General features: G+C 51.5%; 27 protein-coding genes. 13 read left to right on the forward strand and 14 right to left on the reverse strand.

The features are described 5' to 3' along the window. Positions 1–47: 47 nt before the first annotated feature. From folD to ACZ41M_RS04605, 3 genes are all read left to right on the forward strand, one after another. Positions 48–911 (forward strand): bifunctional methylenetetrahydrofolate dehydrogenase/methenyltetrahydrofolate cyclohydrolase FolD, encoded by an 864-nt coding sequence (gene folD, locus ACZ41M_RS04595; protein ID WP_464730096.1) that lies wholly within the window; start codon positions 48–50, stop codon positions 909–911. A gap of 28 nt (positions 912–939) precedes the next feature. Next, positions 940–1,248: a DUF3579 domain-containing protein gene (locus ACZ41M_RS04600; protein WP_464730095.1), complete on the forward strand. Its 309-nt coding sequence runs from the start codon at positions 940–942 to the stop codon at positions 1,246–1,248. Positions 1,249–1,344: 96 nt separating this feature from the next. Then, positions 1,345–1,740 (forward strand): rhodanese-like domain-containing protein, encoded by a 396-nt coding sequence (locus tag ACZ41M_RS04605; RefSeq protein ID WP_464730094.1) that lies wholly within the window; start codon positions 1,345–1,347, stop codon positions 1,738–1,740. 65 nt (positions 1,741–1,805) lie between these two features. On the opposite strand, the gene ACZ41M_RS04610 is transcribed toward ACZ41M_RS04605, so the two are convergent. Together ACZ41M_RS04610 and murB are read right to left on the reverse strand one after the other, a co-directional pair. Beyond that, positions 1,806–3,290: an alpha-amylase gene (locus tag ACZ41M_RS04610; RefSeq protein WP_464730093.1), complete on the reverse strand. Its 1,485-nt coding sequence runs from the start codon at positions 3,288–3,290 to the stop codon at positions 1,806–1,808. A 202-nt stretch (positions 3,291–3,492) separates the two neighbouring features. After that, a complete protein-coding gene (gene murB, locus ACZ41M_RS04615; protein WP_464730092.1) occupies positions 3,493–4,584 on the reverse strand; it encodes a UDP-N-acetylmuramate dehydrogenase in 1,092 nt (363 codons plus the stop codon). Positions 4,585–4,690: 106 nt separating this feature from the next. Between murB and ACZ41M_RS04620 the strand changes: the two genes are divergently transcribed. Together ACZ41M_RS04620 and ACZ41M_RS04625 are read left to right on the forward strand one after the other, a co-directional pair. Further along, positions 4,691–5,176, forward strand: a complete 486-nt coding sequence (locus ACZ41M_RS04620; protein WP_464730091.1) for a YajQ family cyclic di-GMP-binding protein — start codon at positions 4,691–4,693, stop codon at positions 5,174–5,176. A 15-nt stretch (positions 5,177–5,191) separates the two neighbouring features. Beyond that, a complete protein-coding gene (locus tag ACZ41M_RS04625; RefSeq protein ID WP_464730090.1) occupies positions 5,192–5,761 on the forward strand; it encodes a cob(I)yrinic acid a,c-diamide adenosyltransferase in 570 nt (189 codons plus the stop codon). Positions 5,762–5,849: 88 nt separating this feature from the next. On the opposite strand, the gene dnaK is transcribed toward ACZ41M_RS04625, so the two are convergent. The 3 genes from dnaK to uvrB all read right to left on the reverse strand — a co-directional run bounded on the left by dnaK (position 5,850) and on the right by uvrB (position 10,757). Beyond that, entirely contained in the window at positions 5,850–7,775 is a 1,926-nt protein-coding gene (dnaK, locus tag ACZ41M_RS04630) for a molecular chaperone DnaK (protein WP_464730089.1), read from the reverse strand. Positions 7,776–8,080: 305 nt separating this feature from the next. Beyond that, positions 8,081–8,596, reverse strand: a complete 516-nt coding sequence (locus ACZ41M_RS04635) for a low molecular weight protein-tyrosine-phosphatase (protein ID WP_464730088.1) — start codon at positions 8,594–8,596, stop codon at positions 8,081–8,083. Positions 8,597–8,726: 130 nt separating this feature from the next. Continuing rightward, complete coding sequence (uvrB, locus tag ACZ41M_RS04640) at positions 8,727–10,757, reverse strand: excinuclease ABC subunit UvrB (protein ID WP_464730087.1); 2,031 nt, start codon at positions 10,755–10,757, stop codon at positions 8,727–8,729. Positions 10,758–10,949: 192 nt separating this feature from the next. On the opposite strand from uvrB, the gene ACZ41M_RS04645 reads away from it, so the two are divergent. Next, the gene (locus ACZ41M_RS04645; RefSeq protein ID WP_464732119.1) at positions 10,950–12,143 is read left to right on the forward strand and encodes an amino acid aminotransferase; all 1,194 of its coding nucleotides are present in this window, start codon (positions 10,950–10,952) and stop codon (positions 12,141–12,143) included. A gap of 74 nt (positions 12,144–12,217) precedes the next feature. Here the strand turns inward: ACZ41M_RS04645 and ACZ41M_RS04650 are convergent, their stop codons facing one another. The 3 genes from ACZ41M_RS04650 to clpS all read right to left on the reverse strand — a co-directional run bounded on the left by ACZ41M_RS04650 (position 12,218) and on the right by clpS (position 15,404). Next, on the reverse strand, positions 12,218–12,706 hold the full coding sequence (locus ACZ41M_RS04650) for an RDD family protein (protein ID WP_464730086.1): 489 nt from the start codon (positions 12,704–12,706) through the stop codon (positions 12,218–12,220). Positions 12,707–12,777: 71 nt separating this feature from the next. After that, entirely contained in the window at positions 12,778–15,084 is a 2,307-nt protein-coding gene (clpA, locus tag ACZ41M_RS04655) for an ATP-dependent Clp protease ATP-binding subunit ClpA (RefSeq protein WP_464730085.1), read from the reverse strand. After that, entirely contained in the window at positions 15,081–15,404 is a 324-nt protein-coding gene (clpS, locus tag ACZ41M_RS04660) for an ATP-dependent Clp protease adapter ClpS (RefSeq protein WP_464730084.1), read from the reverse strand. Before clpS ends, clpA begins: the two co-directional genes overlap by 4 nt. A gap of 369 nt (positions 15,405–15,773) precedes the next feature. Between clpS and ACZ41M_RS04665 the strand changes: the two genes are divergently transcribed. Continuing rightward, a complete protein-coding gene (locus ACZ41M_RS04665) occupies positions 15,774–15,977 on the forward strand; it encodes a cold-shock protein (RefSeq protein ID WP_464730083.1) in 204 nt (67 codons plus the stop codon). 226 nt (positions 15,978–16,203) lie between these two features. Beyond that, entirely contained in the window at positions 16,204–16,872 is a 669-nt protein-coding gene (locus ACZ41M_RS04670; RefSeq protein WP_464730082.1) for an energy-coupling factor ABC transporter permease, read from the forward strand. Between the two features lie 84 nt (positions 16,873–16,956). On the opposite strand, the gene ACZ41M_RS04675 is transcribed toward ACZ41M_RS04670, so the two are convergent. The 6 genes from ACZ41M_RS04675 to ACZ41M_RS04700 form a co-directional block, all read right to left on the reverse strand. Then, positions 16,957–18,153, reverse strand: coding sequence for a tryptophan--tRNA ligase (locus tag ACZ41M_RS04675; RefSeq protein WP_464730081.1), 1,197 nt, complete (start codon positions 18,151–18,153; stop codon positions 16,957–16,959). A gap of 39 nt (positions 18,154–18,192) precedes the next feature. Further along, positions 18,193–18,870, reverse strand: coding sequence for a site-2 protease family protein (locus ACZ41M_RS04680; RefSeq protein WP_464730080.1), 678 nt, complete (start codon positions 18,868–18,870; stop codon positions 18,193–18,195). 111 nt (positions 18,871–18,981) lie between these two features. Further along, positions 18,982–19,815, reverse strand: coding sequence for a PHP domain-containing protein (locus tag ACZ41M_RS04685; RefSeq protein ID WP_464730079.1), 834 nt, complete (start codon positions 19,813–19,815; stop codon positions 18,982–18,984). Positions 19,816–19,819: 4 nt separating this feature from the next. Beyond that, positions 19,820–20,428, reverse strand: coding sequence for a polyhydroxyalkanoate synthesis repressor PhaR (phaR, locus tag ACZ41M_RS04690; protein WP_464730078.1), 609 nt, complete (start codon positions 20,426–20,428; stop codon positions 19,820–19,822). A 185-nt stretch (positions 20,429–20,613) separates the two neighbouring features. Continuing rightward, positions 20,614–21,537, reverse strand: a complete 924-nt coding sequence (gene murI, locus ACZ41M_RS04695; protein WP_464730077.1) for a glutamate racemase — start codon at positions 21,535–21,537, stop codon at positions 20,614–20,616. Then, positions 21,519–22,481, reverse strand: a complete 963-nt coding sequence (locus ACZ41M_RS04700; RefSeq protein ID WP_464730076.1) for a ferritin-like domain-containing protein — start codon at positions 22,479–22,481, stop codon at positions 21,519–21,521. Before ACZ41M_RS04700 ends, murI begins: the two co-directional genes overlap by 19 nt. A gap of 308 nt (positions 22,482–22,789) precedes the next feature. On the opposite strand from ACZ41M_RS04700, the gene ACZ41M_RS04705 reads away from it, so the two are divergent. From ACZ41M_RS04705 to ACZ41M_RS04725, 5 genes are all read left to right on the forward strand, one after another. Further along, on the forward strand, positions 22,790–23,323 hold the full coding sequence (locus tag ACZ41M_RS04705) for a gamma carbonic anhydrase family protein (protein WP_464730075.1): 534 nt from the start codon (positions 22,790–22,792) through the stop codon (positions 23,321–23,323). After that, positions 23,320–23,925 (forward strand): RNA polymerase sigma factor, encoded by a 606-nt coding sequence (locus ACZ41M_RS04710; protein WP_464730074.1) that lies wholly within the window; start codon positions 23,320–23,322, stop codon positions 23,923–23,925. The genes ACZ41M_RS04705 and ACZ41M_RS04710 overlap by 4 nt, the downstream gene beginning before the upstream one ends. After that, positions 23,922–24,749 (forward strand): DUF3619 family protein, encoded by an 828-nt coding sequence (locus tag ACZ41M_RS04715; RefSeq protein WP_464730073.1) that lies wholly within the window; start codon positions 23,922–23,924, stop codon positions 24,747–24,749. Before ACZ41M_RS04710 ends, ACZ41M_RS04715 begins: the two co-directional genes overlap by 4 nt. A 37-nt stretch (positions 24,750–24,786) precedes the next feature. Beyond that, positions 24,787–25,143, forward strand: a complete 357-nt coding sequence (locus ACZ41M_RS04720; RefSeq protein ID WP_464730072.1) for a DUF3106 domain-containing protein — start codon at positions 24,787–24,789, stop codon at positions 25,141–25,143. 141 nt (positions 25,144–25,284) lie between these two features. Further along, positions 25,285–25,842: an RDD family protein gene (locus tag ACZ41M_RS04725; protein ID WP_464730071.1), complete on the forward strand. Its 558-nt coding sequence runs from the start codon at positions 25,285–25,287 to the stop codon at positions 25,840–25,842.

Here is a 25,842-nt window from a genome sequence, read left to right on the forward strand (position 1 = left end):
ACAATGATATAATACGGTCAGTTAAAATTGATAGAACGAAGGATGTCATGAGCGCGACCATTATCGATGGCAAAGCGATTGCCAGCGCAACACAAGATGAAATCAAAATCCGTGTTGACCAACTGATCGAACAAGGCGTTCGTCCAGGTCTGGCGGTGATTTTGGTCGGTGACAATCCCGCCTCGCAGGTGTACGTGCGCAACAAGGTCAAAGCCTGCGAAGCCGTCGGCATGTATTCCTCCTTGGATCGCTATCCGGCCGATTTGACTGAGGCCAAACTATTGCAACGCATTCAAGAACTCAATCACAACCCCGACATTCACGGCATCCTGGTTCAACTGCCGCTGCCCAAACACATCAACGAGCACGCGGTACTCGAAGCCATCGCTCCTGCCAAAGACGTAGACGGATTTCACCTGATCAACGCCGGCGCACTCATGACCGGGCAGCCGCGTCTGCGCGCCTGCACGCCGTATGGCGTGATGAAAATGCTCGAATACCACAAAGTTCCGGTATGGGGTGCAAATGCCGTGGTGATCGGCGCATCCAATATCGTGGGCAAACCCATGGCCATGATGCTGTTGCAAGCTGGTGCGACCGTCACCATCTGCAACTCCAAAACCCGTGATTTGGCCGCACACACGCGCAACGCCGACATCATTGTCGCCGCCGTTGGTCGAATCAACATTCTCACCGCCGACATGGTGCGCGAAGGTGCAGTGGTGATTGACGTTGGCATGAACCGCAATGCCGAAGGCAAACTATGCGGTGACGTAGATTACGAGGGGGTACGCCAAGTGGCTGGTGCGATCACCCCAGTTCCGGGTGGTGTCGGTCCGATGACCATCACCATGCTGTTGATGAATACTTTGGAATCGGCACAAAACCAGCTAAAATCCAGCTACCTATAAACAACGATAACAGACGCGAGACAAACCCATGGCGACACTCAAAGATGGCATTATTATCAAAGGCATCACGCAACAAGGCAAACCGTTTCGCCCCAGCGACTGGGCCGAGCGCTTGTGCGGTGTGATGCGTTGCTTTGAGCGAGATACCGTCGGTTACAACCACATCACTTACTCACAATATGTTCGTCCTACGCTCTGGGAAGGTGTTAAAAGCGTGATTGTCCACGACGATTTGGAAAAAATTCGCCCCGAAGCCTACCGCTTTTTCCTTGACTTTGCCAGCGACAACAATCTGCAAACCACAGAATTCATCAGCGCCGAGTTGGAAGACTTCTAAAAAAACGAGAACCCACCCATGAGTTCTCGTTTTTTATTACGACTACCTTTACCTTCTTTCTGGGAACAAACCAGCTCAAAGAAATCATTCACCATCATGAAACAGCGTATTTTTACCGTCGTATTGAGTATCTGTTGCAGCTTATTACCTGCCTGCGAAGCCAACACGGGACGCAATCCAGCTCCTGCAGCCAACAACACCGCCATTGCCACCGAAATCGACAATAAACAAGCGATTTTAATCGACGTACGCACTGCCGACGAATACGCCGCCGGTCACGCAGCGCAGGCGATTCTGGTTCCATACGATGTCATTGAGCAAAAGATCGCGCCAATCGCGCCTGATAAAAATCAAAAAATTTATCTGTATTGCCGCTCGGGGCGACGCTCCGCCATAGCCACAGAAACTCTGAAAGGCATGGGGTATACCAACGTCACGGACTTAGGCGGACTGGGGCAGTTGGGACAATATGGCTTACGCGTGGGACAGTAAACCACTTCATCCACACAAATAAAAACACCCCGCCAGTTTGCGGGGTATTTTATTTAGACCAATCGTTAAGCGTTATGTTTGACCAACCAAACACTCACCCCCTTGGCGGGTGCAGAAAACACACCGAAACCCGCCTCATCCACTACGACAAGCTCCTCGCTGTGTCCCAATTGATCGTAGAAATGCTGTCCGGCATAGCGCTGTCCAATCTCCATTGACAGATGACCGCCCTCGTGATTACTAACCACTACGGCGCAACCATCATGCGTCTCATCACCTTCGCGCGTCCAGCCAATACAATGTGGCTCATCAAAAAAATCCCGCTGCGTGCCATACGCATGCTGCTGACGGATTTTGAGTAGCTCCTCGATGCCTTCAACCTTATCGAGGAAAATTTCATGCTCCTGCTCATCGCCGCCCTTATCGGTGTAGTGCGCGCCAAACAAATCGGGATAGAACACGCAGGGTGTGCCACCCTCACGCAGTAAAATCAGCGCATAAGCAATCGACTTGAACCAATACGCGACCGGTGCTTCGAGCGCCTGCAAAGGTTGGGTATCGTGATTATCGATAAAGGTCACGGCTTTATCCGGCATGACGCCAACCAAGGTGTCCTCAAAAATCGTGCGCAGATCGTAGGGGTCTTCGCTGTGCGATGCCGTATGTAAATGCAATTGCAGTGAGCAATCGAATAAACTCATACAGCCTTCGGTCACGCTCATGTATTCTTCCAGCCACTCCAATTTTCCGGGCGCCCAGTATTCACCGACGGCAAACAGATTTTGTCCCGTGTTGGAGCGCAGCAATTGCAACCACTCTTTGTAGAAATCTGGCGATTGGTGTTTGAGCGCATCCAGGCGCACACCCGCAAAACCGATTTGGTCGTAATACCATTTACCCCAGTAATTCAGCTCTTTACGCACCTCGACGTTGCGGTGGTCAATATCGCTGAACATCAAATAGTCGTAATTTCCCATCTCGTCACCGACCACATCTTCCCAGCCGTCGCCATGACCGTTCATAATGCGATAAATGGCGTGCTCGTTTTCACCTTCGGCATAATCCACGCCCGAAAAGCACATATAGTCCCATTTGAAATTGGAATATTGATCGCCGCGCCCGGGGAATGTGAATTGAGTGTAGCCGCGTATTTCATACGGATCGGACAGCGCCACGTCACGATTTTCAGGATCAACTTTAACCACTTGAAACTGCTCCAGCTCGTCGCCACCCGCCTTGTGATTGAGCACAATATCGACAACCGCGCCGACCCCTTTTTCGCGTAAACAGTGAACGGCATGTTGGTATTGTTCTTTCGTGCCGTACTTGGTCGCAACGCTACCCTTTTGCTCAAACTCACCCAAATCAAACAAGTCATAGACGTCGTAACCGACCGAATTTTGCCCCTCACTGCCCTTGTAGGCCGGTGGCAGCCACGCCAGCGTAATGCCCAAGTCCGCCAAGTAGCCCGCTTGCTCCGCCACCTCTTGCCAAAGCGATGCATCCGCCTGTGTGTACCAGTGGAAATATTGAATCATGGTTTGATTCACGGTATTCTCCCTGTATGTGATCTTAAAGCGCTTGGCAAAATTGGCTAACTCATCAAAGCGAAAACACACTTGCGAGCAAACCATTTCACCATTTGCACTGATCAGGATGCATTATAAGCGGGTTGAACACGGGAGATTGTGTCAGATCAGCACAAAATACATCAACGGTGCAGCGCAATAGAACAAAACAGGGAGAAATCACTCAGAGAACGATCGGCTCCGGCTCTATGAGCACACCGAATTTTTGCTGCACATCGGCAGCAATTTGCTGAGCCAATTGCATGAGTTGCGCACCCGAGCCCCCGCCATGATGCACCAGCACCAAAGCCTGCTTGTCATAGACCCCGACGTGGCCGTCCGGCGAGCGAAAGCCTTTCCAACCGGCTTGCTCAATCAGCCAACCAGCCGCCAGCTTCACCATGCCATTGCTCATCGGATAGCATGGCAAAGACGCGTGCTGCTCTTTCAATGCTTTTGCCAGCGGCTCGAACACCACCGGATTTTTAAAGAAACTGCCCGCATTGCCCAATACTTTCGGGTCGGGCAATTTGCTTTGACGAATGGCGATTACCGCCTGCGCCACGTCTGCAGGACTTATTTCGCGTCCAGAAGCGCGCTCCGCTACCCGTTGTGCAACATCACCATAGCCCAAGGTCGCGCGCCAATCAGACAAATCATGCTGCAATTTAAAACACACCGACGCGATCAAATAGCGAGCCTGTCCTGCGTGTTGGGCATGTTTAAAAATACTATCGCGGTAAGCAAAAACGCACTCCTGCGCCGACAGTCGTCGCATCTGCCCATCGGCAAAGTCCAGCACCGTCACATACTCAATCGCCTGTCCCGCTTCCAGACCATACGCGCCAATATTCTGCACAGGACACGCACCGACCGTCCCCGGAATCAGCGCAAGATTTTCAATACCCGCCCAGCCCTGTGCCACCGTGTACATCACCCAATCATGCCACGACTCGCCTGCCGCCACCTCACACCAGACATGCGTGGCATCGCGCCGTACTTCGTGAATGCCTTTGGTTTGCAAATGCACAACCAGCGCCGCGAGATCCTGGGTCAACACCAAATTACTGCCACCACCGAGAATGAATCGTGGCCGCGCGTGCAGGTTCGCTTGCGCCGGCGCGTGCCACCATTCGAAAAACGCCGCCCAATCGCTAATACCGACATAATCATGCGCGCGCACCGAAAAACCCATCGTGTTATACGCGGTCAAATCCACGCCGTGCTCAATCTGAATGGGTGCTGAATGAGTGTTTGTAAAATGCCCGTTTATCATTATTTTCAATTGCTGCCGTCAAAACTTATCAGCCCGCATTATAAGGCTATCGGGTATAATTTGAGCATTATTTCACGAACCATTCCCGTACAGATTAGGAGAAAACATGCCCTCATTCGATACCGTACTCAAAGCCGACTCCGTCGAACTGCGCAACGCTGTAGACCAAAGCAACAAAGAAATCACCGGTCGTTTTGACTTCAAAGGCTCCGATGCACGCGTGGAACAAAAAGAATTCGAATTAACCGCCTTTGCCGACTCCGAGTTTCAGCTCGGCCAAGTACTCGACATCCTGCGCAACAAATGCGCCAAACGCAATGTAGACGTACGTTTCCTCGTCGAAGAAGATGTACAAAAAATCGGCGGCGACAAAGTCAAACAAATCATCAAAGTCAAAAATGGCGTGGCCTCGGACGACGCGAAAAAAATCGTTAAGCTCATCAAAGACTCTAAAATCAAAGTTCAAGCCTCCATTCAAGGCGACGCCGTGCGCGTCTCCGGCGCGAAACGCGACGACCTGCAAGCGGTCATGGCTCTGCTGCGCAAAGACATCAGCGATCTGCCGCTGACCTTTGACAACTTCCGCGACTGATTGGCTTGACCAGCCATGAATGAACGTCTGAACCAAATCATTACCCGCACCGGCGACGACGGTACCTCGTCGCTCGCCGACGGCACGCGTCTGCCCAAATCACACCCCCGCTTTATGGCGATGGGTGACGTGGACGAGTTGAACTCCCACATCGGTGTGCTGCGACAAAGCCTCAACACATCGCTCGAATCGGGGTTCGAACAAGCACTCGACACGGTGCTGGATAAAGTTCAACACCACCTATTTGAAATCGGCTCCGAGCTGGCCGTACCGGGCATGAGCTTTTTGCGCGCGGGTGCGCTCGAACACATCGAATGCTGGGCCGAGAACGCCAATGCGCAACTACCGCCGCTCAAAGAATTCATCCTACCTTCGGGCACACGCAGCGCCACACAAGCACACGTCTGCCGCAGCGTTGCCCGCCGCGCCGAACGAAGTCTGGTCACGCTGAACCAACTCGAACCCCTAAACGAAGCCAGCCTGAAATACCTCAACCGCTGCTCCGACCTTTTTTTCATCATGGCGCGTTTGCTCAACCAAAGCGCACAGGTCAGTGAGACCTATTGGCGTGGTAATAGCCAGTAAGCCCTCAAAAATGCATTCTGTGTGAATGTATAAAAACACAGCCCACGCTTTCGCGTGGGCTGTTTCTATCCGACTAACAATCGTCGATTTAGTCTTTTTTCACTTCTTTAAAGTCAGCATCAACCACATCTGCCGCTTGCGGACCACCTGACTGTTCATCGGCGGCGCCTTGCTCTGCTTGCGCTTTGGCTTGCATATCCGCGTAGATGGCTTCGCCCAGTTTTTGCGAAACTTTGGCCAGTTCTTCGGTTTTGGCTTCGATTTCTTCCTTAGTGCCGGTCGGGATGACTTCTTCCAAGGCTTTCAAAGCTTCTTCGATTTTGGCTTTCTCGTCTGCGCCAACTTTTTCGCCGTACTCTTCCAATGATTTTTTGGTTGAGTGAACCAAGGCGTCGGCTGAGTTTTTCGCATCCACCAATTCGCGTGCCTTTTTGTCCTCTTCGGCGTTCATTTCAGCGTCTTTGATCATTTGCTGGATTTCGTCGTCGGACAAACCGGAGTTCGCTTTAATGGTGATCTTGTTCTCTTTGCCTGTGCCTTTGTCTTTGGCGTGTACGTGCAAAATGCCGTTCGCGTCAATATCGAAAGTCACTTCAATTTGTGGCACACCGCGTGGTGCAGGTGCGATGCCTTCCAAATTGAACTCGCCCAGCAGTTTGTTGTGTACCGCCATTTCGCGCTCACCTTGGTAGACTTTGACCGTTACTGCCGGTTGGTTGTCTTCCGCTGTTGAGTACACTTGGCTGAACTTGGTCGGAATCGTGGTGTTTTTGTTGATCATTTTGGTCATCACACCGCCCATGGTTTCGATACCGAGGGACAATGGTGTGACGTCGAGCAACAGTACGTCGGTACGGCCACCGCCGAGAACCTGACCTTGAATCGCCGCACCGACCGCAACCGCTTCGTCCGGGTTGATGTCTTTGCGCGCTTCTTTGCCAAAGAATTCTTTGACCTTTTCTTGCACTTTTGGCATACGGCTTTGACCACCAACCAAAATCACGTCGTCGATGTCGGATACTTTCAAACCCGCGTCTTTCAATGCCACACGGCATGGCTCGATGGTGCGTTGCACCAAGTCTTCCACCAACGCTTCGAGTTTCGCACGGGTGATTTTGATCGCCATGTGTTTGGGACCGCTCGCATCGGCCGTGATGTACGGCAAATTGATTTCGGTTTGCGCAGACGATGACAATTCGATCTTGGCTTTTTCAGCCGCTTCTTTCAAGCGTTGCAAAGCCAATACATCTTTGGACAAGTCCACGCCCTGCTCTTTTTTGAACTCGTCGATCAAGTAGCCAATGATGCGTTGGTCAAAGTCTTCACCGCCAAGGAATGTATCGCCGTTGGTCGCCAATACTTCAAATTGCTTTTCGCCATCCACGTCAGCGATTTCGATGATAGACACGTCAAATGTACCGCCACCTAAGTCATACACTGCGATTTTGCGATCGCCGCCTTCTTTTTTATCCAAGCCAAAGGCCAATGCGGCCGCAGTCGGCTCATTGATAATGCGTTTCACATCCAGACCGGCAATGCGGCCTGCGTCTTTGGTCGCTTGACGTTGCGCGTCATTGAAGTACGCCGGAACGGTAATCACCGCTTCGGTGACAGGCTCGCCGAGGTAATCTTCGGCGGTTTTTTTCATCTTGCGCAACACTTCCGCAGAGATTTGCGGTGGTGCCAATTTTTGGTCACGCACTTGCACCCAAGCATCGCCGTTATCCGCTTTGATGATCTCAAACGGCATTTGCTCGATGTCTTTTTGTACTTCTTTGTCTTCAAAACGACGACCGATCAAGCGTTTGATCGCATACAAAGTGTTTTTCGGATTGGTCACGGCTTGACGCTTGGCCGAAGCGCCGACCAAGATTTCACCGTCGTCCACATACGCAATGATTGAGGGCGTCGTGCGCGCACCTTCAGCGTTTTCAATTACTTTCGGGGTGTTGCCTTCCATGATGGAAACGCATGAGTTGGTTGTACCCAAGTCAATACCAATAATTTTTCCCATTTTGAATTTCTCCATTCTGCCAATTAAATTTTTTCGTTGTGTTGAATGGCTGTTGTTACTTCAAAGCCCCTTCACCACGCCTTGTTCAATAGATAGCGACAGGAAAATGGATTTCAAGGGCATTTATGATGGAAAAGTGAAATTTTTTATCGATTGAGCTATTTACTCGCAACAATCCGGAGAACAATGTAATCGCTTTCACACAAAGAAAAAGACTGAGCGCTAACGCTACAGTCTTTCGTCAATTATTTTCATGGCCACCCTCTCCCAAAAGTGGCGATGTGGCACAACGCCGGAGTAAAGCGCTACGCCGCTTGGGCAATGCGTCGCAAAACCGAATCCATCAGGCCATTGACCGCATCTTCAACGTATTCCACCACCAAATTAAAAACAGCTTGATCGGAATAATACGGATCAGGTACTTCGGCATCATCGTAGTTTTGCGCATAGCGCATGATCAGCTCGATTTTATGACGACAATGCTCCGGCGCCATGCTTTGCAACCGACGCAGGTTTTTCCAGTCCATCGCCAAAATCAAATCGAAGCGCTCAAAATCCTCTGGCGCGATCTGACGAGCGCTGTGCCCAATCAGGCTATAGCCGCGAAATGCGGCTGAATGCTGACTGCGCGAATCGGCTTTTTCACCGACATGACAGCTATGCGTGCCCGCTGAGTCGACGTATACTTTTTCAGTGTCTCCGGATTGAATCAATTTTTTTTGTAAAATCGCTTGTGCAACAGGCGAGCGGCAGATATTTCCGGTACATACAAACAAAATTTTTGTTTTTGTTGAGTCTGAGTTGACCATCTCAAAGCGCATATTGTCCTCCTAAAGATTGGCAAAACGGCGCATTTATCGAATAAGATTCAGGGTATCGGTAATCGTTTAAATATTAAGAAACAAATCAAAAATTATTTGTATCTTTTGATTCATACGATTCGATTGCAAATCATGATCCAAATAGTCTTGATTTAAGCTCATGAATCAAATCTCGAGTTTTTGCGGCTTGCTCAAACTCTAAATTCTTAGCCAAATCAAGCATTTGCTTCTCAAGCTTCACAATCTCCTTGCCCAATTGAACCTCGCTCAGCTGGTCAAAACGTCCGTCCGTTCGATTCGGTTGACGTGGCTTATCAATTTTTTTCTTCGCATCGTTGTACACGCCGTCAATAATGTCTTTGACACGTTTTTGCACACCCTTCGGCGTGATGCCGTGTTCTTTATTGAACGTGATCTGTTTATTGCGGCGGCGCTCCGTTTCATCCATCGCGCGCTGCATCGAATCGGTGATTTTATCGGCGTATAAAATCGCCGTACCATGAATATTCCGCGCCGCACGCCCGATGGTCTGAATCAACGAGCGCTCCGAACGCAAAAAGCCCTCTTTATCCGCATCCAAAATCGCCACCAGCGACACCTCCGGAATATCCAAGCCCTCACGCAGCAGGTTAATCCCCACCAGCACATCGAATTCGCCCAAACGCAAATCGCGAATGATTTCTACCCGCTCCACGGTGTCAATATCCGAGTGCAAATAGCGCACTTTCACCCCGTTGTCATTCAGATAATCGGTTAAATCCTCCGCCATGCGCTTGGTCAGCGTGGTGATCAGCACACGCTCCCCCAAGCCAACGCGAATGCGAATCTCGCTCAATACGTCGTCAATCTGCGTACTTGCCGGACGCACCTGAATTTGCGGATCGACCAAGCCGGTCGGACGCACGACTTGCTCAGCCACCGCATCGGCTTTCTCTTTTTCATAGTTCGCAGGCGTGGCCGAAACAAACACCGCTTGGCGCATTTTGCCTTCAAACTCCTCGAATTTCAGCGGGCGATTGTCCAGCGCACACGGCAGACGAAAACCATAATCGACCAGATTTTCCTTGCGCGAGCGATCGCCTTTATACATCGCGCCCAATTGCCCCACCATAACGTGCGATTCGTCCAAAAACATCAAGGCGTCTTTGGGTAAATAATCAATCAAAGTCGGCGGCGGTTCGCCCGGCTGCGTGCCTGACAAATGGCGCGAATAGTTCTCAATCCCTTTGCAAAAGCCCACCTGCGCCAGCATCTCCAGATCAAAGCGCGTGCGCTCCTCCAAACGCTGAGCCTCTACCAATCGGCCATTGGCGTGAAAAAATTTCAATCGGTCGCGCAGCTCATCCTTAATCGCCTCCACCGCGCGCAGCACCGTGTCGCGCGGCGTGACGTAGTGCGACGAGGGGTAAATCGTGAAGCGCGGCACTTTTTGCACCACTTTTCCGGTCAGCGGGTCAAACAACTGGATCGACTCGATTTCATCGTCAAACATGCTCAAACGAACCGCCAAATCGGCGTGCTCGGCGGGGAAAATATCAATCGTGTCGCCCCGTACGCGAAAAGTCCCACGCGCAAAATCCAGCTCATTGCGGTTGTACTGCATCGCTGCCAACTGGCGGATAATCTCACGTTGCGGAATTTTGTCATTCTCGCGCACGATCAAAATCATGCGGTGGTATTCCTGCGGATTACCGATCCCATAGATGCACGAAACGGTACCCACAATGATGGTATCGCGCCGCTCCAGCAGACTTTTGGTCGCCGATAGGCGCATTTGCTCAATGTGTTCGTTGATCGCCGAATCTTTTTCAATAAATAAATCCCGCTGCGGCACATACGCCTCGGGCTGATAATAATCGTAGTAGGAGACGAAATACTCCACCGCATTGTTCGGAAAAAACTCGCGCATTTCCGAGTACAACTGCGCCGCGAGGGTCTTGTTTGGCGCCAGCACCAGCGCCGGTCGGCCGGTCTGCGCAATCACATTCGCCATCGTATAAGTTTTACCCGAACCGGTCACGCCCAACAGCGTCTGAAAACTCAAACCATCGTTGATGCCCTCGACCAAAGAAGCAATCGCCGTCGGCTGATCGCCCGCCGGTGCAAACGGCTGGTGCAGCTCAAACGGCGAGTTTGGGTAAGTGATGATTTGCGTGCTCATAAAAATCCTTTGTTTAACGGTATATTGTATCACCGCGGTCAAATTTCAATACCGCCCAATACTCCGCCATCAAAACACTGCCAATACAACATCCTGATTTTCCACTGTTTTATCGCATTTTTTGCTTCAAAGCCGGTACAAACCTAGGTATAATGAATTGTTATTTTTCCTTAAACCTGATGAGAGCACATGATGTTTGAACACGTTGATGCCTATGCTGGCGACCCGATTTTATCCCTCGTAGAAACCTTTAAAAAAGATCCGCGCGAAACCAAAGTGAATCTGGGGATTGGTATTTATTATGACGATCAAGGCCGCTTGCCTTTATTGCCATCGGTGGTGAAAGCCGAAACGGCGTTGGCACAGCACTTGGAGCCGCGTCCGTACCTGCCGATGGAAGGTCTGGCCGCATACCGCACCGCCTGCCAAAATCTCCTGTTTGGCGCCAACAGCAATGTATTGGCGGAAAAACGCGTGGCAACGGTGCAAACCGTCGGCGCATCCGGCGCATTGCGCGTGGGTGCGGACTTCCTGAAGCGCTACTTCCCTGATGCGGATATGTATGTATCCGATCCGACGTGGGATAACCACCGCGCGATTTTCGAAGCCGCAGGTTTCACCGTCAAAACTTATCCGTATTACGACGCTGTGAGCGGCGGCGTGAAATTCGATGAGATGGTTGCTGCGCTCAAAGCCATGCCGAAAAACTCCATGGTGTTGCTGCACCCATGCTGCCACAACCCGACCGGTGTGGACTTGTCGAAAGAGCAATGGCAAGCCCTGGTTCCTGTCATCAAAGAAGGCGGCTTGATTCCATTCATGGACATCGCCTACCAAGGTTTCGGCGACAGCATTGAAGAGGACGCCTACGCCATCCGCCTGTTTGCCGAATCGGGCCTGAGCTTCTTCACCAGCAACTCGTTCTCGAAAAACCTGTCGTACTACGGCGAGCGTGCGGGTGGCTTGTCAGCGGTGTGTGTCAATGCCGAAGAAGCCGAGCGCGTATTGGGTCAATTGAAACTGACCATCCGCAAAATGTACTCCAGCCCTGCGTATCACGTCGCTACCGTAACCGCAAATGTCGTCAACGAAACTGAACTGCGCGCCCTCTGGGAAGGCGAAGTGAACGAAATGCGTGACCGCATCAAAGCCATGCGTCAAAAACTGTACGACGTATTGACTGCAAAAATCGCCGGTAAAGACTTTTCATACTTGATCAAACAACGCGGTATGTTCAGCTACACCGGTCTGTCACCGGAGCAAGTCGATCGCCTGCGCGAAGAATTTGCCGTGTATCTGGTCAAATCAGGCCGTATGTGCGTGGCCGGTCTGAACAGCGGCAATGTCGATTACGTTGCCGACGCGTTTGCCGCCGTGATGGCGTAATACCATTTGCCACGCCAACAACAAAGGACAGCTTAGCTGTCCTTTGTTTTATTCACAGTAATGCTGTCATGATTTTAGCGACGCACCACCAACGTCCCCGCCAACTTATCGTGCAAAGCCTGCTTTTTTTCCGTCCAGCCGGCCATCATGAAACCGATGTACAAAGTTATGACCGACAAAAATTTACCAAAATAGCGGATGAATGCCTGACCCAAGCTGATTCGCCCACCCTGCATATTGGTCACGCGCAGGCCGAACACGCTTTTGCCAAAAGTCGCTTGTTTATCTGACGACTCCATCAACACAAAATACAAGGTCGCCACCACCCCCGCAAACAGGGTAAATCCATCCGACGTCGTGTACGCCTCAGCGCTGTTCGCCGTCTGCTCCAATGTCACCCAGCCAAACATCCGACCGATCACCATCAACGGCACGCCAATGATCAATGAGTCAATCGCATAGGCAATCAAGCGCCGCCAGAATCCGGCATAGCTCGAGGGCGATACGGCACCATTATTGGGCAGTACATCAATCACCGATTGGTTTTGGAAATCAGTATTCATGCTGGTTGCTCCTTGAAAATAGGGTTGAAATGAACCGCCGCTTTTCAAACTTCAAACTGCTTGATACTACTTTATACCGCCGCATCGGCATTCTCAGCCGATTTTTTGCGTGACGATTCCACCTGAAACACAACTTTTTGCTCAGCTTCGGAATAATCCACACTGACCACACCACCGTTTTTCAGCTTGCCAAACAGTAACTCATCGGCCAATGCTTTGCGAATCGAATCCTGCACCAATCGCGCCATCGGTCGTGCGCCCATGAGCGGATCAAAGCCTACTTTGGCCAGATGTTTGCGTAAGCCTTCAGAGAAAGCAATATCCACTTTTTTCTCGTGCAACTGATCTTCCAACTGCATCAAGAATTTATCCACCACGCGCAGAATGATGTCTTCATCCAAAGCTTTGAACGAGACAATCGCGTCCAGACGATTGCGAAACTCAGGGCTGAACGCGCGCTTGATGTCCTCGCTGTGGTCTTGGCTAACCGTAGTCTTGGTGAAGCCGAGTGCGTGTGTTTGCATCGCGCGCGCGCCCGCATTGGTCGTCATAATGATGATGACATTGCGAAAATCCGCCGTACGCCCGTTGTTATCCGTCAACGCGCCGTGATCCATCACCTGCAATAAAATATTGAAAATATCCGGATGCGCTTTTTCAATTTCATCGAGCAACAGCACTGCATGCGGCTTTTTCGTCACCGCGTCGGTCAGTAAACCGCCCTGCTCAAAGCCGACATAGCCCGGCGGCGCGCCGATCAGACGACTGACCGCGTGGCGCTCCATGTACTCAGACATATCAAAGCGAATCAGCTCAATGCCCAAAGTGAACGCCAATTGCCGCGCCAATTCTGTTTTACCCACGCCCGTTGGCCCCGTGAACAAAAACGAACCAATCGGTTTGTCGGTGTTGCCCAAACCCGCTCGCGCCATTTTGATCGCCGAAGCCACCGCGACAATCGCCTCATCCTGACCGAACACGGTATTTTTCAGATCACGTTCCAAATGTTTGAGCTTGGTTCGCGCGTCCACGCTGACCGATTTCGGCGGAATGCGTGCGATTTTCGCGATCAATTCTTCGATGTCGGCTTTGGTGATATTTTTCTTACGCTGCTCCACTGGCAAGACACGTTGCGCCGCGCCCGCCTCGTCCATCAGATCAATGGCTTTATCCGGCAAAAAGCGCTCGTTCATGTATTTATCAGACAACTCCGCCGCTGCAATAATTGCCGACGGTGCGTATTTCACCTGATGATGACTCTCGAATTGCGATTTCAGACCTTTCAGAATATCAATGGTCTGCGCCACACTTGGCTCCACCACATCAATTTTATGGAAACGTCGCGCCAGCGCCGTGTCCTTCTCAAACACACGGCGGTAGTCCTCAAACGTGGTCGCACCGATGCAGCGCAACGAGCCATTGGACAAAGCCGGTTTGATCAAATTGCTCGCGTCCATCGAACTGCCGTTGGTCGAACCTGCGCCAATCAGCATGTGAATTTCGTCCACGAATAAAATTGCGCCTTCATGCGCCGCCAAATCGTTCAGCACGTCTTTTAAACGCTGCTCAAAGTCGCCACGGTACTTGGTTCCCGCCATCAGCGCGCCCATATCCAAGGCGTAAATGGTCGCATCTGCCAAGACCTCGGGTACGTCGCCACGCACAATCTTCCATGCCAAACCTTCGGCAATCGCGGTTTTACCCACGCCCGCTTCACCCACCAACACCGGATTGTTTTTGCGCCGACGCGATAGCACCTGTACGGTGCGCAGCACTTCCGCTTCGCGCCCGATCAGCGGATCGAGCCGCCCTTCCTGCGCCATGCGGTTGAGATTTTGCGCATATTTGTCCAATGCGGTTTCAGCTTTTCCCTCGGTCGATTTGCCCTCGCCTGCGCTGCTGTGCGCTGCCGCAGGAGAGTCACCCGCATCCGATTTCGCCGTTTTGCGGATACCATGCGAAACGTATTGGGTCAAATCGAGCCGCTCGATGCCCTGTTTGCGCATGAAATACACCGCATGCGAATCCTTTTCGCCAAACATCGCGATCAACACGTCCACGCCGGTGACTTCTTTACCCTCATGACCGGATGACTGAACATGCACCACCGCACGCTGCATCACCCGCTGAAAGCCCATGGTCGGTGTGGTTTCCACCTCATCCGTCCCTTTGAGTACCGCCACGTTTTTGGCCATGAACTCTTGCAAATCCGCTTTGAGCAGCGCCATATTCACGCCCACCGCCTTCAGCGCATCGGCCGCCGGCGGATTGTCCAACAATGCGTAGAGCAAATGCTCCAGCGTCAAATCCTCATGACGCGCCTTGCGCGCCTCCACGAACGCCAAGTGCAGCGTCACTTCCAAATCATGTGCAATCATAGTCCCTCCAATACGCATTGCAGCGGATGCCCCGCCTCACGCGCAAACCGCGTCACACGAACCACTTTGGTCTCGGCGATATCACGCGGATATTCGCCACAAATAGCCTTGCCTTCATGGTGCACCTTGAGCATCACCACCTCAGCCTCATCGGTCGATTTGGCAAAGAAGCGCTCCAATACGGTGACCACAAAATCCATCGGCGTGTAATCGTCGTTTAATAGCCAAACTTGGTACATCGGCGGCGGAGCCACGACCTTTTTCCGCTCCAATTGCGCCACTTCGCCCTGCTCGGTTTGATTCGATTTTTTAGTAACCATCTTTAAACAAACTCAAAATTTTATCTCTTGACAATGCTTCCCCGAAAAGCAGGGATCTGTATACCATCTTAACCGAAAACCCAAGTCTTCGCAGGCTTGAAAAAATCAGCCCTCTTCGCGCAAAACCGCTTGAGCATACGCTTCAAGCCCATTTATAGAACCACTTTCGGTCAGTTTTATAAGTATTTAGGGGTAAATCGATTAAATTCAACGTTATCGCTTGACAAGCTTCGTAAAAGGGTAAACAATCGCTATATGCGTATGTAATTAAAGACGCAGTTAGTGATTCTCAAGGTTTGTGTGGGCAATAACAAAGCGAAGCGTAAACAGAGGATGTATTTTATTTGTTTTTAAAAAGGATGGCTGGGTATGGCTACCGGTACCGTAAAATGGTTTAACAATAGTAAGGGTTTTGGTTTTATTACTCCTGATGGTGGTGGTGAAGATTTGTTCGCTCACTTCTCTTCTATCAATATGGATGGTTACAAAACTTTGAAAGAAGAACAACGCGTTAGCTTCGACATCGTTGATGGCCCTAAAGGCAAACAAGCCGCGAACATTCGTGAAGCATAATTAACTTCATGCTTGACTGAAAATGCCTGAACGATTGTTCAGGCATTTTTTATGGCGCACAAGCCATATCCAAGATACGCCACCCGCCTCTCCTCCCAAGATAAAGTCTCGTCCAGTCACTTCTGATTGTGCTATATTTTGGGCTATTCACGACAATTCGGCAGATGATTTTCAAAAAGTACCTAAGCCTCGTCTGCACCTAAAATTTGTTTTATTTGGGTTGTTTATGTTCACCCTCGCTCATCCGCTCCAATATTGGTCCCCCATCATCTGGGCGCTGATTAATTTCATCGCACTGGGCATTATCTTGGGCGCACTCAGCGTCACCATTCATCGGCGGGATTTTCATGATTCAACCCGAGTCAATTTGTGGTTGTGGCTCAGTTTCACCTTGATCTGTCTGTGGCTCATCAAGGGACAAGTGATGGATCATCTGTATTTTCATCTGGTGGGTGCGAGCGTGGCTTTTTTGCTGCTCGGTATGCCCTTGGCATTATTGGCGCTGGCGTGCACTACGCTGGTTACCTGCATCACCCTGCAAACCTCGCCGTGGATTTGGGGCATGCAGTTTATATTGGCAGCAGTGCTGCCATTGATGATTATTGCTCTGCTGCATCATCTGGTCAAACGCACGCTGCCGCATCGTTTATTCGTTTATATTTTTATTCGCGGTTTTTTTGTCGCAGCCATCGGTATGATGTTGGCCATGTTCATCAATCTGAGTTTGATCGGCCAAGTATTTGGCTTCATTCCACTGGCAGGCAATCCCATCGTTTGGGCCAGTCCGATTTTATTGGGCTGGGGCGAAGGTTTTCTCAGCGGCGCAGCCATTGCGCTCATCGCCACCTACAACCCTGAATGGCTGTACCGGCACACGCCCTTTAAAGGTATGTGAGCCAATCCTTCGCTAAATTTAAACACAAAAAACCGAGCAAAATGGCTCGGTTTTTGTTTAGAAGCTTTAGAAGCAGCGGAACAATCAGCTCAACCCCATCACTTCGCGCACATCGCGCATGGTTTCTTGTGCCATTTTTCGAGCTTTTTCCGAACCATCGGCAATGATATTGCGCACCAAAGTCGGGTCATCCAAGTAAACTTGCGCACGCTCGAGCAATGGTTGCTGTTCACGTAAAACCGCTTCAATCACCGGCTGTTTGCATTCGATACAGCCAATTTTGGCATTTTTACAGCCATCCTGCACCCATGCGCACGTCGCATCATCGCTGTAAATTTGGTGGAATGGCCAAACCGGACATTTCTCAGGATCACCCGGATCGGTTTTGCGCACACGCGCCGGATCGGTCGGCATGGTGCGAATTTTTTTGGTGATGGAGTCGGCATCCTCACGAATCGCAATGGTGTTGCCATAGCTTTTCGACATTTTTTGTCCATCCAAACCCGGCATGCGCGAGTTTTCTGTCAGCATCGCTTGCGGCTCAACCAAGATGATTTTGCGACTGCCTTCGAGATAGCCAAACAGCCGCTCACGATCAGCCAGCGTCAGGTTTTTCGACTCATCCAGCAAAGCATGAGCCTGCTCAATCGCTTCTTCCTCGCCCTGCTCTTGGAATCGGTTGCGCAACTCGATGTATTGTTTGGCCAATTTACTGCCCAGTTTTTTCACCGCTTCTTGCGCTTTTTCCTCAAAATCAGGCTCGCGTCCATAGAGATAATTGAAACGACGGGCGATTTCACGCGTCATTTCCAGATGCGGCACTTGGTCTTCGCCCACAGGCACGTGCTGCGCGCGGTAAATCAAAATATCCGCCGCTTGCAACAAAGGATAGCCCAAAAAGCCGTAGGTCGATAAATCCTTCTCGCGCAACTTTTCGATTTGCTCTTTATAGGTCGGCACACGTTCCAGCCAGCCCAACGGCGCAGACATGGCAAGCAACAAAAACAATTCCGCGTGTTCAATCACCTGTGATTGCACGAACACCGTGGCCTGAGAAGGGTCAACGCCAGCCGCCAGCCAGTCAATCACCATTTCGTGCGTGCTGGATTCAATGATGCTCGGGTCTTCGTAGTGCGTGGTCAGCGCATGCCAATCGGCAACGAAAAACAGGCATGGATATTCGCTTTGCAAGCGTACCCAGTTTTTCAACACACCGTGATAGTGACCCAAATGCAGCGCACCGGTTGGGCGCATACCTGATAAAACGCGTTCTGGAAACATGAAAAAACTCAAAAAGTTAAAGAAAATCGGGGATGAACATTAGGAGAAAATCGATTGAATCACATAAATCAGCGGCTGTAACAAGGCTTGGAAAATCGAAATAATCGGCCCCATCCAGTAATAAAACACAACCGGCGTGGCATACGCCAAAAACAACACAATCCAAATACCGTATGGCTCTAATCGCTCAAACTGCGCAGACAAAGAGCGTGGCAAAAAGCCATTCAACACCCGCCCACCGTCCAATGGCAAAATCGGGAACAGATTAAACGCAAATAGCGCCAAGTTAATCAAAATCCCGCCGCGACTCATCAGCACAAAAAACTCTTCGCCACCCAGCAAACTGGTTGACAGCGCATACACAACCGCCCAGCCAATCGCCATCACCAAGTTCGCCGCAGGTCCGGCAAACGCCACGATCTGCATAGCAGAACGCATATTCATGCGACGCAGGCGAACATAATTGACAGGAACGGGCTTCGCGTAACCAAAGGTAAACGCGCCTTTGGTCAGAACCAATAGCAGCAGCGGCATGACAATCGTGCCAATCGGGTCAATGTGACGCGCCGGATTGAGTGAAATGCGTCCCAAGCGCTCGGCGGTATCGTCGCCCATCCAGCGGGCGGCATAAGCGTGTGCGGCTTCGTGCAGGGTAATACCCAAAATCACGGGGATGATGTACAAGGTAATGTTGCGAATCAGTTCGGTGTAATCCATGAAATTCCTATTGAGCGATGCCCGCAATCAAGTAAAAACAGCGGTACATCCAAAGATAAAGCCAATGATAAACAAGGCGCTATTTTACCCAAATAATCGCATTGACAGGGATTAATTCCACAACTGCCACACCGGACGCAGGCCGTCGGGCAAAGCCGGTGCTTTGCCGATATCCATTTTGCTCTCGCCTGCCCCATGAAAATCCGAACCGGCCGAGGCAAATAAATCGAAATCCGTACATATCTGCGCGTAGTGTTTGAACTGCTGTTTGCTGTGGCTACCCGTGACCACTTCAATCGCCTGACCACCCAAGCCGACAAATTCACGCACCAAATCCAATTCACTGTCCGCATCATGCGGGTAGCGCCCAGGATGCGCCAGCACCGCGATACCACCCGCACCGTGTATCCAATCGATGGCCTGCGCCAGCTCCGCCCACTCGTGCGCCACAAAGCCGGGCTTGCCCTCCACCAAATAGTTTTGAAACACATGGCGTACGCTGATGGCCTTTTTATCCGCGACCATGACGCGGGCAAAGTGCGTACGCGCGAGCAAATCCATGCGCCCGTCGGCCTCGGCCAATGCACGTTCCAACGCATTTTTCACGCCGATTTCTTCCAATTGCTGCGCAATTATCACGGCACGCTCGGCGCGCCCTGAGGCATTTTTTGCCAAACCCTGTTGCAAAGCGGTATTGTGAATGTCCAAATTCAGCCCAACGATGTGCACGCTCATTCCACGCCACGAGACGGACACCTCCACGCCATCAATGAACTGCATCCCAAACTGCTCGGCGGTTTGCCGCGCGCTTGCCAATCCGGCCAGTTGGTCGTGATCGGTCAGGGCGATGTGCCGCGCACCATTGCGCGCTGCGCGCGCCATGAGTTTTTCCGGCGAGAGTGCGCCATCGGAAGCGGTGGAGTGACAGTGAAAATCAAAGAGCATGTGTTTAGCTTTCGGTTTTTTTAGGTTTTTTGGCGGCTTTTTTTGCGTTTGCATCAGGCTTGAGCAATTCGGGCTTAATCGTGCCCCCACCGCTGAGATTTTGGAACAAGACCGCTGTTTGCGAGGCCATGACTTCGCGCATTTGCAAGAACATTTCGCGGCTTTGCTGGATGTAGGTGCTCATCATGCCCTGCATCATCGGCGTTTGAATCGCGAGCAGCTGTTGCCACACTTCGCTGTCAATCTGCTGCTGCGCGTCGGTTTTCTCGCCACTCTCGGCCAAATCGCTCTGAATGTCGGCAAACGCCTGCATGTTTTTTTCCAAATACGAGCCGAGCATACCCTGCATCACATTACCATACGAGCGAATGATCTGCGCCAGCATCTCGGTGGTGAACAGTGAAACGCCTTCGTTTTCCTCCTCCAAAATGATTTGCAGCATGATGCTGCGCGTCAAATCGTCATTGGTTTTGGCATCCACCACGCGAAAAGTATCATGCGCCAGTACCATCTGCTTGACATCCGCCAACGTGATGTAAGTCGAGGTTTGCGTATCGTACAGACGACGATTGGGGTATTTTTTAATAATGTGCTGTTCATCGCGTCGGCGCATGGAAAGCTCCTGTGTGGTGTGATTCGTTTTTTAATTGTGCTATTCATTGATGCGAATTGATGCGTATTGTAAGTACATCAAATCGTGTATTCAATATTCTAACACTGATAGACCATCCATCAGCATTCGTTATTACCCGTAAGTATTTGAAACGCCAGTCAAAATAATGCTTTATGCGTAAAAACTCAAAGCGCCAACAACTGTATCTGAGCCAACGGCATATCGCTGAAAAAACGCCAGCGCGCCTGTACCGACTCATCCAAAAACGTTGCGTAATTTTGCGTCTGCCCAGCCTCGCTGCGTGCGCTCAATCCATCTCGTTTGGCCAAAACACTGTATGTATAGCGTGCCACCGGCGCACCCGAGTCGAGCAAAATCACCTGTTCGCCGGCTTCGCCCAGATGCGCGCGAATGTCGTCGGCGATGAAGGGATAATGCGTACAGCCCAAAACGACCACATCCGCACCAAATTCGCGCACCGGCGTCAGATAGCGTGCCAACAGCGCTTGCCATTGTGCGCCGTCCATAGCGCCGTTGTCGATCGCCTCCGCCCAGCCCACGCAGGCGATTGAGCGCAATTGCACAGGGCTGTCCGAGGCGATGGTGCGCCCAACCAGCGCTTGATATTTCGCACTCTGTACCGTGCGGCGCGTTGCCAGCATGGCGATTTTTTGATTATGCGTCAGTTGAACCGCAGGCTTGATCGCCGGCTCCAAGCCCACAAAAAATACATCGGGATAGCGCTCGCGCAGATAAGTCGCGCCTGCGGCGGTCGCAGTGTTACAGGCCCAGACAATTGCCTTGCAGCCTTGCGCCAAAAACCATTCGGTGATGTGCGTCATGCGCGCGCGTATCCAGTCTTCGGATTTATCGCCGTACGGCACATTGGCATTGTCCGCCAGATAAATAAAATTCTCATGCGGCATGGTCGCGTGCAAATGTCGCCACACGCTCAATCCACCCAAGCCGGAGTCAAATACACCGATTGGCCCATCGCACAGATGCGCCAAGCTCGGCCCTTGCGCGGCACGCAAGGCATTTGCGTTCAACGGCGCAGTGGTGTCTAAATGCTCCACCGCCGAAGAATGATTTAGGATTCGGTTTGCCATGCGGATAATTCTTCTTCAAAAAAACCTGCGGCGCGGCGCGCCACCCAGTTAAACGGCGGACGCACACGCGGCGCATGATACTGTTCTGCCAAGCGTCGATAGGTGTAGATCGGCTCGGCCTGATTTTGCGTGCACGCATAGATGAACCAGCGATGCCCGAGAGCCACATGCGTGATTTCGTCGCGCAAAATAATGTCCAATATTCGCGCCGCCTGCTCATCGCCCACCTGCCGAAATTTTTCCTGCATGATCGGACAGGCATCCAAACCACGCGCTTCCAAAGTTCGCGGCACCATGGCCATGCGATCGGCAAACGAATGTTGGGTTCGTTCGGCCATATCCCACAAGCCATCATGCGCCGGATAGTCGCCATATTCCGCACCCAGTCGCCGCAAATGCCGCTGAATCAGCGAAAAATGGTAGGCTTCCTCCGCCGCTACGCGCCACCAATCCCAATAATAGTCGTCGGACAAATCGGCAAAACGCACCATCGCATCCAGCGCCAAATTAATCGCATTGAACTCAATATGCGCCAGCGCATGCACCATGATCGCGCGCCCTTCTGTGCTGTTCATGCTGCGGCGCAAGGTTTGCGTCGCGGCAATTAACTCCGGTCGCTCCGGTCTACCTGGGCAATCGTGTTGCAGCACCGCGTTGTCACGCCAGTCGGTATGCGACTTCAACAGCAACTGACCGTTTTGCCCCATGCGATACAGTGCGCGCATAGCTGTGAGTTTTTCGTCCGGCTGTTTTAGCTGCAACACCCACAGCGCCGCGGCACGCAACTCCCGTTGCGACGGGTTCGCGTCCATCGCATTTAGCCCCGCGCGTACCAACTCCGGTTCAGGCTCGCTGAAATTGAGCCACTGTTCAAACGAGTACAGTTCATCCGCCGGAACGTCGTTGGGGCAAGTGTTGGAGCAAATAAGAGCTGACATATTCATCACAAAATCGCTGAAAACCCAGAAAAACCGCTCAATACGATCACTGCCACACGGCAGCGATGCCAATCAAACACGTTCGCCAATTGGACACAGGGTAGTCAGTCATAGATAAGTCGGTTAAAATGTATTATTTTAAACCTTTTATCCAAGCAAAATTCGATAAAAAGCCGATCAATACAGTCTGACCTTGTTTCTTTTTATTCATTAATGCTCATGTTATATACTGGCATTATGGGCGTACGGTAGAGATTGAAAACCAAGCACTCCCATCGCCATACATGGACAAAGACTGAAATCTGGAGCCTTTCATGCCGATTTACCGTTTAGACCAGCACAGCCCGAACTTGGCCGAACGTACCTACGTCGCGCCAAGCGCTGTATTGATCGGTCAGGTGACACTTGAGGCCGGCGCAAACGTCTGGTTTGGCGCGGTGCTGCGCGGCGACAATGAACCGATTATCGTCGGCGAGAACAGCAACATTCAGGAAAACAGCGTGTTACACACCGATGCCGGTGCGCCATTGCACATCGGCAAAAATGTCACCATTGGCCACAGCGTCACCTTGCATGGCTGCACCATCGGTGACAACAGCCTGATCGGCATGGGCGCCATTGTCCTGAATCACGCGAAAATCGGGGCAAACAGTATCGTTGGCGCCGGCGCATTGGTCACCGAAGGTAAAGAGTTTCCCGACGGCGCCTTGCTGGTCGGTACACCGGCAAAAGTCGCACGCATGTTGAGCGCGGACGAAATTGCGCGTCTACCGAACAACGCACACCATTACTCAGCGCGCGGACAGCACTACGCCACTCATTTACAGGCCATAGAACCTTTCTCATGAACTCGAAATCGACCGAACCCAATACCCTCGAGAGCATGGACGCGTTTTTGGCCAGCGTGGAGCGCCGCGCCTACAAACACGCACTATACGCCGTGCGCAACGAGGAAAATGCCTTGGACATCGTGCAAGACGCGATGCTCAATTTAGTCCAATCCTACAGTGACAAACCTCCTGGCGCATGGCCCATGCTGTTTACCCGCATCTTGCAAAACGCCATTCACAACCACTTTCGCCGCAACAAAGTACGCGACTACTGGACACCGAATTTTTCACAATTTGACACCAGCGAAGCCGAGGAAGAATCCAACTCCATGGACGTGATCGAAGCGATCATGAACAAAAACGTGGATCGAGCAGGTTTTTCCACCGAAGATGTGGTCACGCGCGAACAGATTTTAAACAAAATCGAAGAATTGATAAAAAACTTGCCGACACGTCAACGGGAAGCATTTCTGCTGCGTTACTGGGAAGACCTCTCAGTCACAGAGACTGCCGAAGCGATGGGTTGTTCGGAAGGGAGCGTTAAAACCCATTGCTCACGCGCCGCACACGCGTTGGCACAAGCACTGACCGAACTGGGCATTACAGGAAGTACGCTATGACAGCAGATACCCGAAACAAAGACCACGAAAATACTCCGATCGAACTAAGCGTCGAGCAAATCGCCTATAGCGTACAGGTGACGCGCGCCGCCTTGGATCACGGTTCGGACGAGTTACCCTACGAAATCAGCGAACGCCTGCGTGCGATACGCGTTCGCGCACTCGCGCAAGCCAAGCAAAGCGTCAAACAGCCCGAGCAGGAAAAAGCCGATGCTGTGGTTGAACTATTCAACTGGCGGCACAAATTAACCGGCTGGTTCAAAGCCGGTGTCGCCGTCAGCGCATTCGCCCTCGCTCTTATGATTTCCGTGGTATCGATTCGCTCAGAACTCACCACCGACGTCGCCGTATCCGATCGTGCCATCAGCATGGCAGAGCCATCTTCTACCAGCATTGCCAGCCAACAAGCATCGGCACAAACCGCTGAGCCCAATGGTGCCAACCAAGCCGTTGTGTCAAGCGCCTCCCCTGAAAGTGCGCATACACTGGTAGGCAGTGCCAACACTGCCAAACGACATACAACAACAGCACCACAGCAATATGCTCATGACGCAAGCGCCAAAGAAAGCAGCGCAAGTGCGACTTCAACCGTCGCTACGGCAGATTTGGCCTATCGAGCACTTGCTCCTGTTTCAGCCGGTACGAACCCTGCCAGCAGCGTTGCTTCCGCTTCCTTCGATGACGAAATCGGCTTGGTATTGCACGAGCAAATTCCACTGCAAGCCTACCTCAATGATGATTTTGCCCGCTTTGCCAATCATCAAGGTCTGAGCACCATTGAAAAACTGAGCAATACCAACAGCAGCACTAACCCTGAGCAATAAAATCATTCTATTCAAAAATTTTGAGTGAGTACCAAAAATGAAACCGCATACACACATCACTTCTGCCCTGCTGCTCATCGGAGCGCTCTGCTATGCGCCACTGACTTTTGCTCAGGCATGGGAAGATTTATCGAGTGACAGTCAGCAAGTCCTTCGCCCTTTGCGCATCAACTGGGAAGAGTTGTCTACAGCGCAAAAGCAAAGCTGGCTCAAACGTGTGCCCGAGCTCAAAGCCATGCCCAAAGAGCAGCGCAACACTGCGCAATCGCGCATGGCCGAATGGGGGGCGCTGTCACAACAACAACGCTACGAAGTACAAAACCGCGTTAAAAACAGCGTTGCCAGTGATCCAGGTGTTCGAGCCAAACTCTGGAATGAATTTATCGGCCATTGAAAAAACCTGTCAATCAAACGGATTGATTTATAAAATCAGCCAAACCAGATAAAATAACGCACCGCTGAACCATTCAGCGGTGTTTGCTTATAAGCAAAGCCGATTCATTCAATTAGCCCAAGCCATCAAAGACCGTCCCAAATGAAATCCAGCAAATCACCCGCAACACCAGTCACCTCAAGCTCCGACGTCACACACAACGCGCCGATCGCTCGACGCATTTGGTCATCGCTGTACGAATTAGCACTGCTATTCGGCATCAACTTCGTCACCGCGCTGGTGGTACAGATACTGCTGACACTGCTCAATGTTCAACTCCCCAATTGGGGACACTCGCTGATCTTTTTCGGCGTGATGGGACTCTATTTCAGCTACTGTTGGACACATGGCGGGCAAACATTGGCGCAGCGCACATGGCGTTTAAAAGTCACCCAAACCAACGGCAATGCGATCGGCTATCGACAAGCATGGCTGCGCTACACCCTCGCCTATTTGGGCGTACTACCCGCTTTCTTGATCACATGGACGCAAATTCACAACCATGTGCAAAGCCTCGGCGCATCAGCAATTTACACACTGGCGATCGGCTTGGCTTTGCTTAACTGGCTCGCATTGCTGGGAACAGGACTGGCGCACCCACAAAAAATCGCCTTGCATGAGCGACTCTCCGGCACACGCACGATGTGGTTGAAAGAATAA

Source organism: Puribacter membranae (assembly GCF_055380425.1).

What these genes read in the sequence shown, in the direction of transcription:
- folD (WP_464730096.1), top strand. Translation starts at nt 48, where the DNA reads ATGAGCGCGACCATTATCGATGGCAAAGCGATTGCCAGCGCAACACAA.
- ACZ41M_RS04600 (WP_464730095.1), top strand. Translation starts at nt 940, where the DNA reads ATGGCGACACTCAAAGATGGCATTATTATCAAAGGCATCACGCAACAA.
- ACZ41M_RS04605 (WP_464730094.1), top strand. Translation starts at nt 1,345, where the DNA reads ATGAAACAGCGTATTTTTACCGTCGTATTGAGTATCTGTTGCAGCTTA.
- murB (WP_464730092.1), bottom strand. Translation starts at nt 4,584, where the DNA reads ATGATAAACGGGCATTTTACAAACACTCATTCAGCACCCATTCAGATT.
- ACZ41M_RS04620 (WP_464730091.1), top strand. Translation starts at nt 4,691, where the DNA reads ATGCCCTCATTCGATACCGTACTCAAAGCCGACTCCGTCGAACTGCGC.
- ACZ41M_RS04625 (WP_464730090.1), top strand. Translation starts at nt 5,192, where the DNA reads ATGAATGAACGTCTGAACCAAATCATTACCCGCACCGGCGACGACGGT.
- dnaK (WP_464730089.1), bottom strand. Translation starts at nt 7,775, where the DNA reads ATGGGAAAAATTATTGGTATTGACTTGGGTACAACCAACTCATGCGTT.
- ACZ41M_RS04635 (WP_464730088.1), bottom strand. Translation starts at nt 8,596, where the DNA reads ATGCGCTTTGAGATGGTCAACTCAGACTCAACAAAAACAAAAATTTTG.
- uvrB (WP_464730087.1), bottom strand. Translation starts at nt 10,757, where the DNA reads ATGAGCACGCAAATCATCACTTACCCAAACTCGCCGTTTGAGCTGCAC.
- ACZ41M_RS04645 (WP_464732119.1), top strand. Translation starts at nt 10,950, where the DNA reads ATGTTTGAACACGTTGATGCCTATGCTGGCGACCCGATTTTATCCCTC.
- ACZ41M_RS04650 (WP_464730086.1), bottom strand. Translation starts at nt 12,706, where the DNA reads ATGAATACTGATTTCCAAAACCAATCGGTGATTGATGTACTGCCCAAT.
- clpA (WP_464730085.1), bottom strand. Translation starts at nt 15,084, where the DNA reads ATGATTGCACATGATTTGGAAGTGACGCTGCACTTGGCGTTCGTGGAG.
- clpS (WP_464730084.1), bottom strand. Translation starts at nt 15,404, where the DNA reads ATGGTTACTAAAAAATCGAATCAAACCGAGCAGGGCGAAGTGGCGCAA.
- ACZ41M_RS04665 (WP_464730083.1), top strand. Translation starts at nt 15,774, where the DNA reads ATGGCTACCGGTACCGTAAAATGGTTTAACAATAGTAAGGGTTTTGGT.
- ACZ41M_RS04670 (WP_464730082.1), top strand. Translation starts at nt 16,204, where the DNA reads ATGTTCACCCTCGCTCATCCGCTCCAATATTGGTCCCCCATCATCTGG.
- ACZ41M_RS04675 (WP_464730081.1), bottom strand. Translation starts at nt 18,153, where the DNA reads ATGTTTCCAGAACGCGTTTTATCAGGTATGCGCCCAACCGGTGCGCTG.
- ACZ41M_RS04680 (WP_464730080.1), bottom strand. Translation starts at nt 18,870, where the DNA reads ATGGATTACACCGAACTGATTCGCAACATTACCTTGTACATCATCCCC.
- ACZ41M_RS04685 (WP_464730079.1), bottom strand. Translation starts at nt 19,815, where the DNA reads ATGCTCTTTGATTTTCACTGTCACTCCACCGCTTCCGATGGCGCACTC.
- phaR (WP_464730078.1), bottom strand. Translation starts at nt 20,428, where the DNA reads ATGCGCCGACGCGATGAACAGCACATTATTAAAAAATACCCCAATCGT.
- murI (WP_464730077.1), bottom strand. Translation starts at nt 21,537, where the DNA reads ATGGCAAACCGAATCCTAAATCATTCTTCGGCGGTGGAGCATTTAGAC.
- ACZ41M_RS04700 (WP_464730076.1), bottom strand. Translation starts at nt 22,481, where the DNA reads ATGAATATGTCAGCTCTTATTTGCTCCAACACTTGCCCCAACGACGTT.
- ACZ41M_RS04705 (WP_464730075.1), top strand. Translation starts at nt 22,790, where the DNA reads ATGCCGATTTACCGTTTAGACCAGCACAGCCCGAACTTGGCCGAACGT.
- ACZ41M_RS04710 (WP_464730074.1), top strand. Translation starts at nt 23,320, where the DNA reads ATGAACTCGAAATCGACCGAACCCAATACCCTCGAGAGCATGGACGCG.
- ACZ41M_RS04715 (WP_464730073.1), top strand. Translation starts at nt 23,922, where the DNA reads ATGACAGCAGATACCCGAAACAAAGACCACGAAAATACTCCGATCGAA.
- ACZ41M_RS04720 (WP_464730072.1), top strand. Translation starts at nt 24,787, where the DNA reads ATGAAACCGCATACACACATCACTTCTGCCCTGCTGCTCATCGGAGCG.
- ACZ41M_RS04725 (WP_464730071.1), top strand. Translation starts at nt 25,285, where the DNA reads ATGAAATCCAGCAAATCACCCGCAACACCAGTCACCTCAAGCTCCGAC.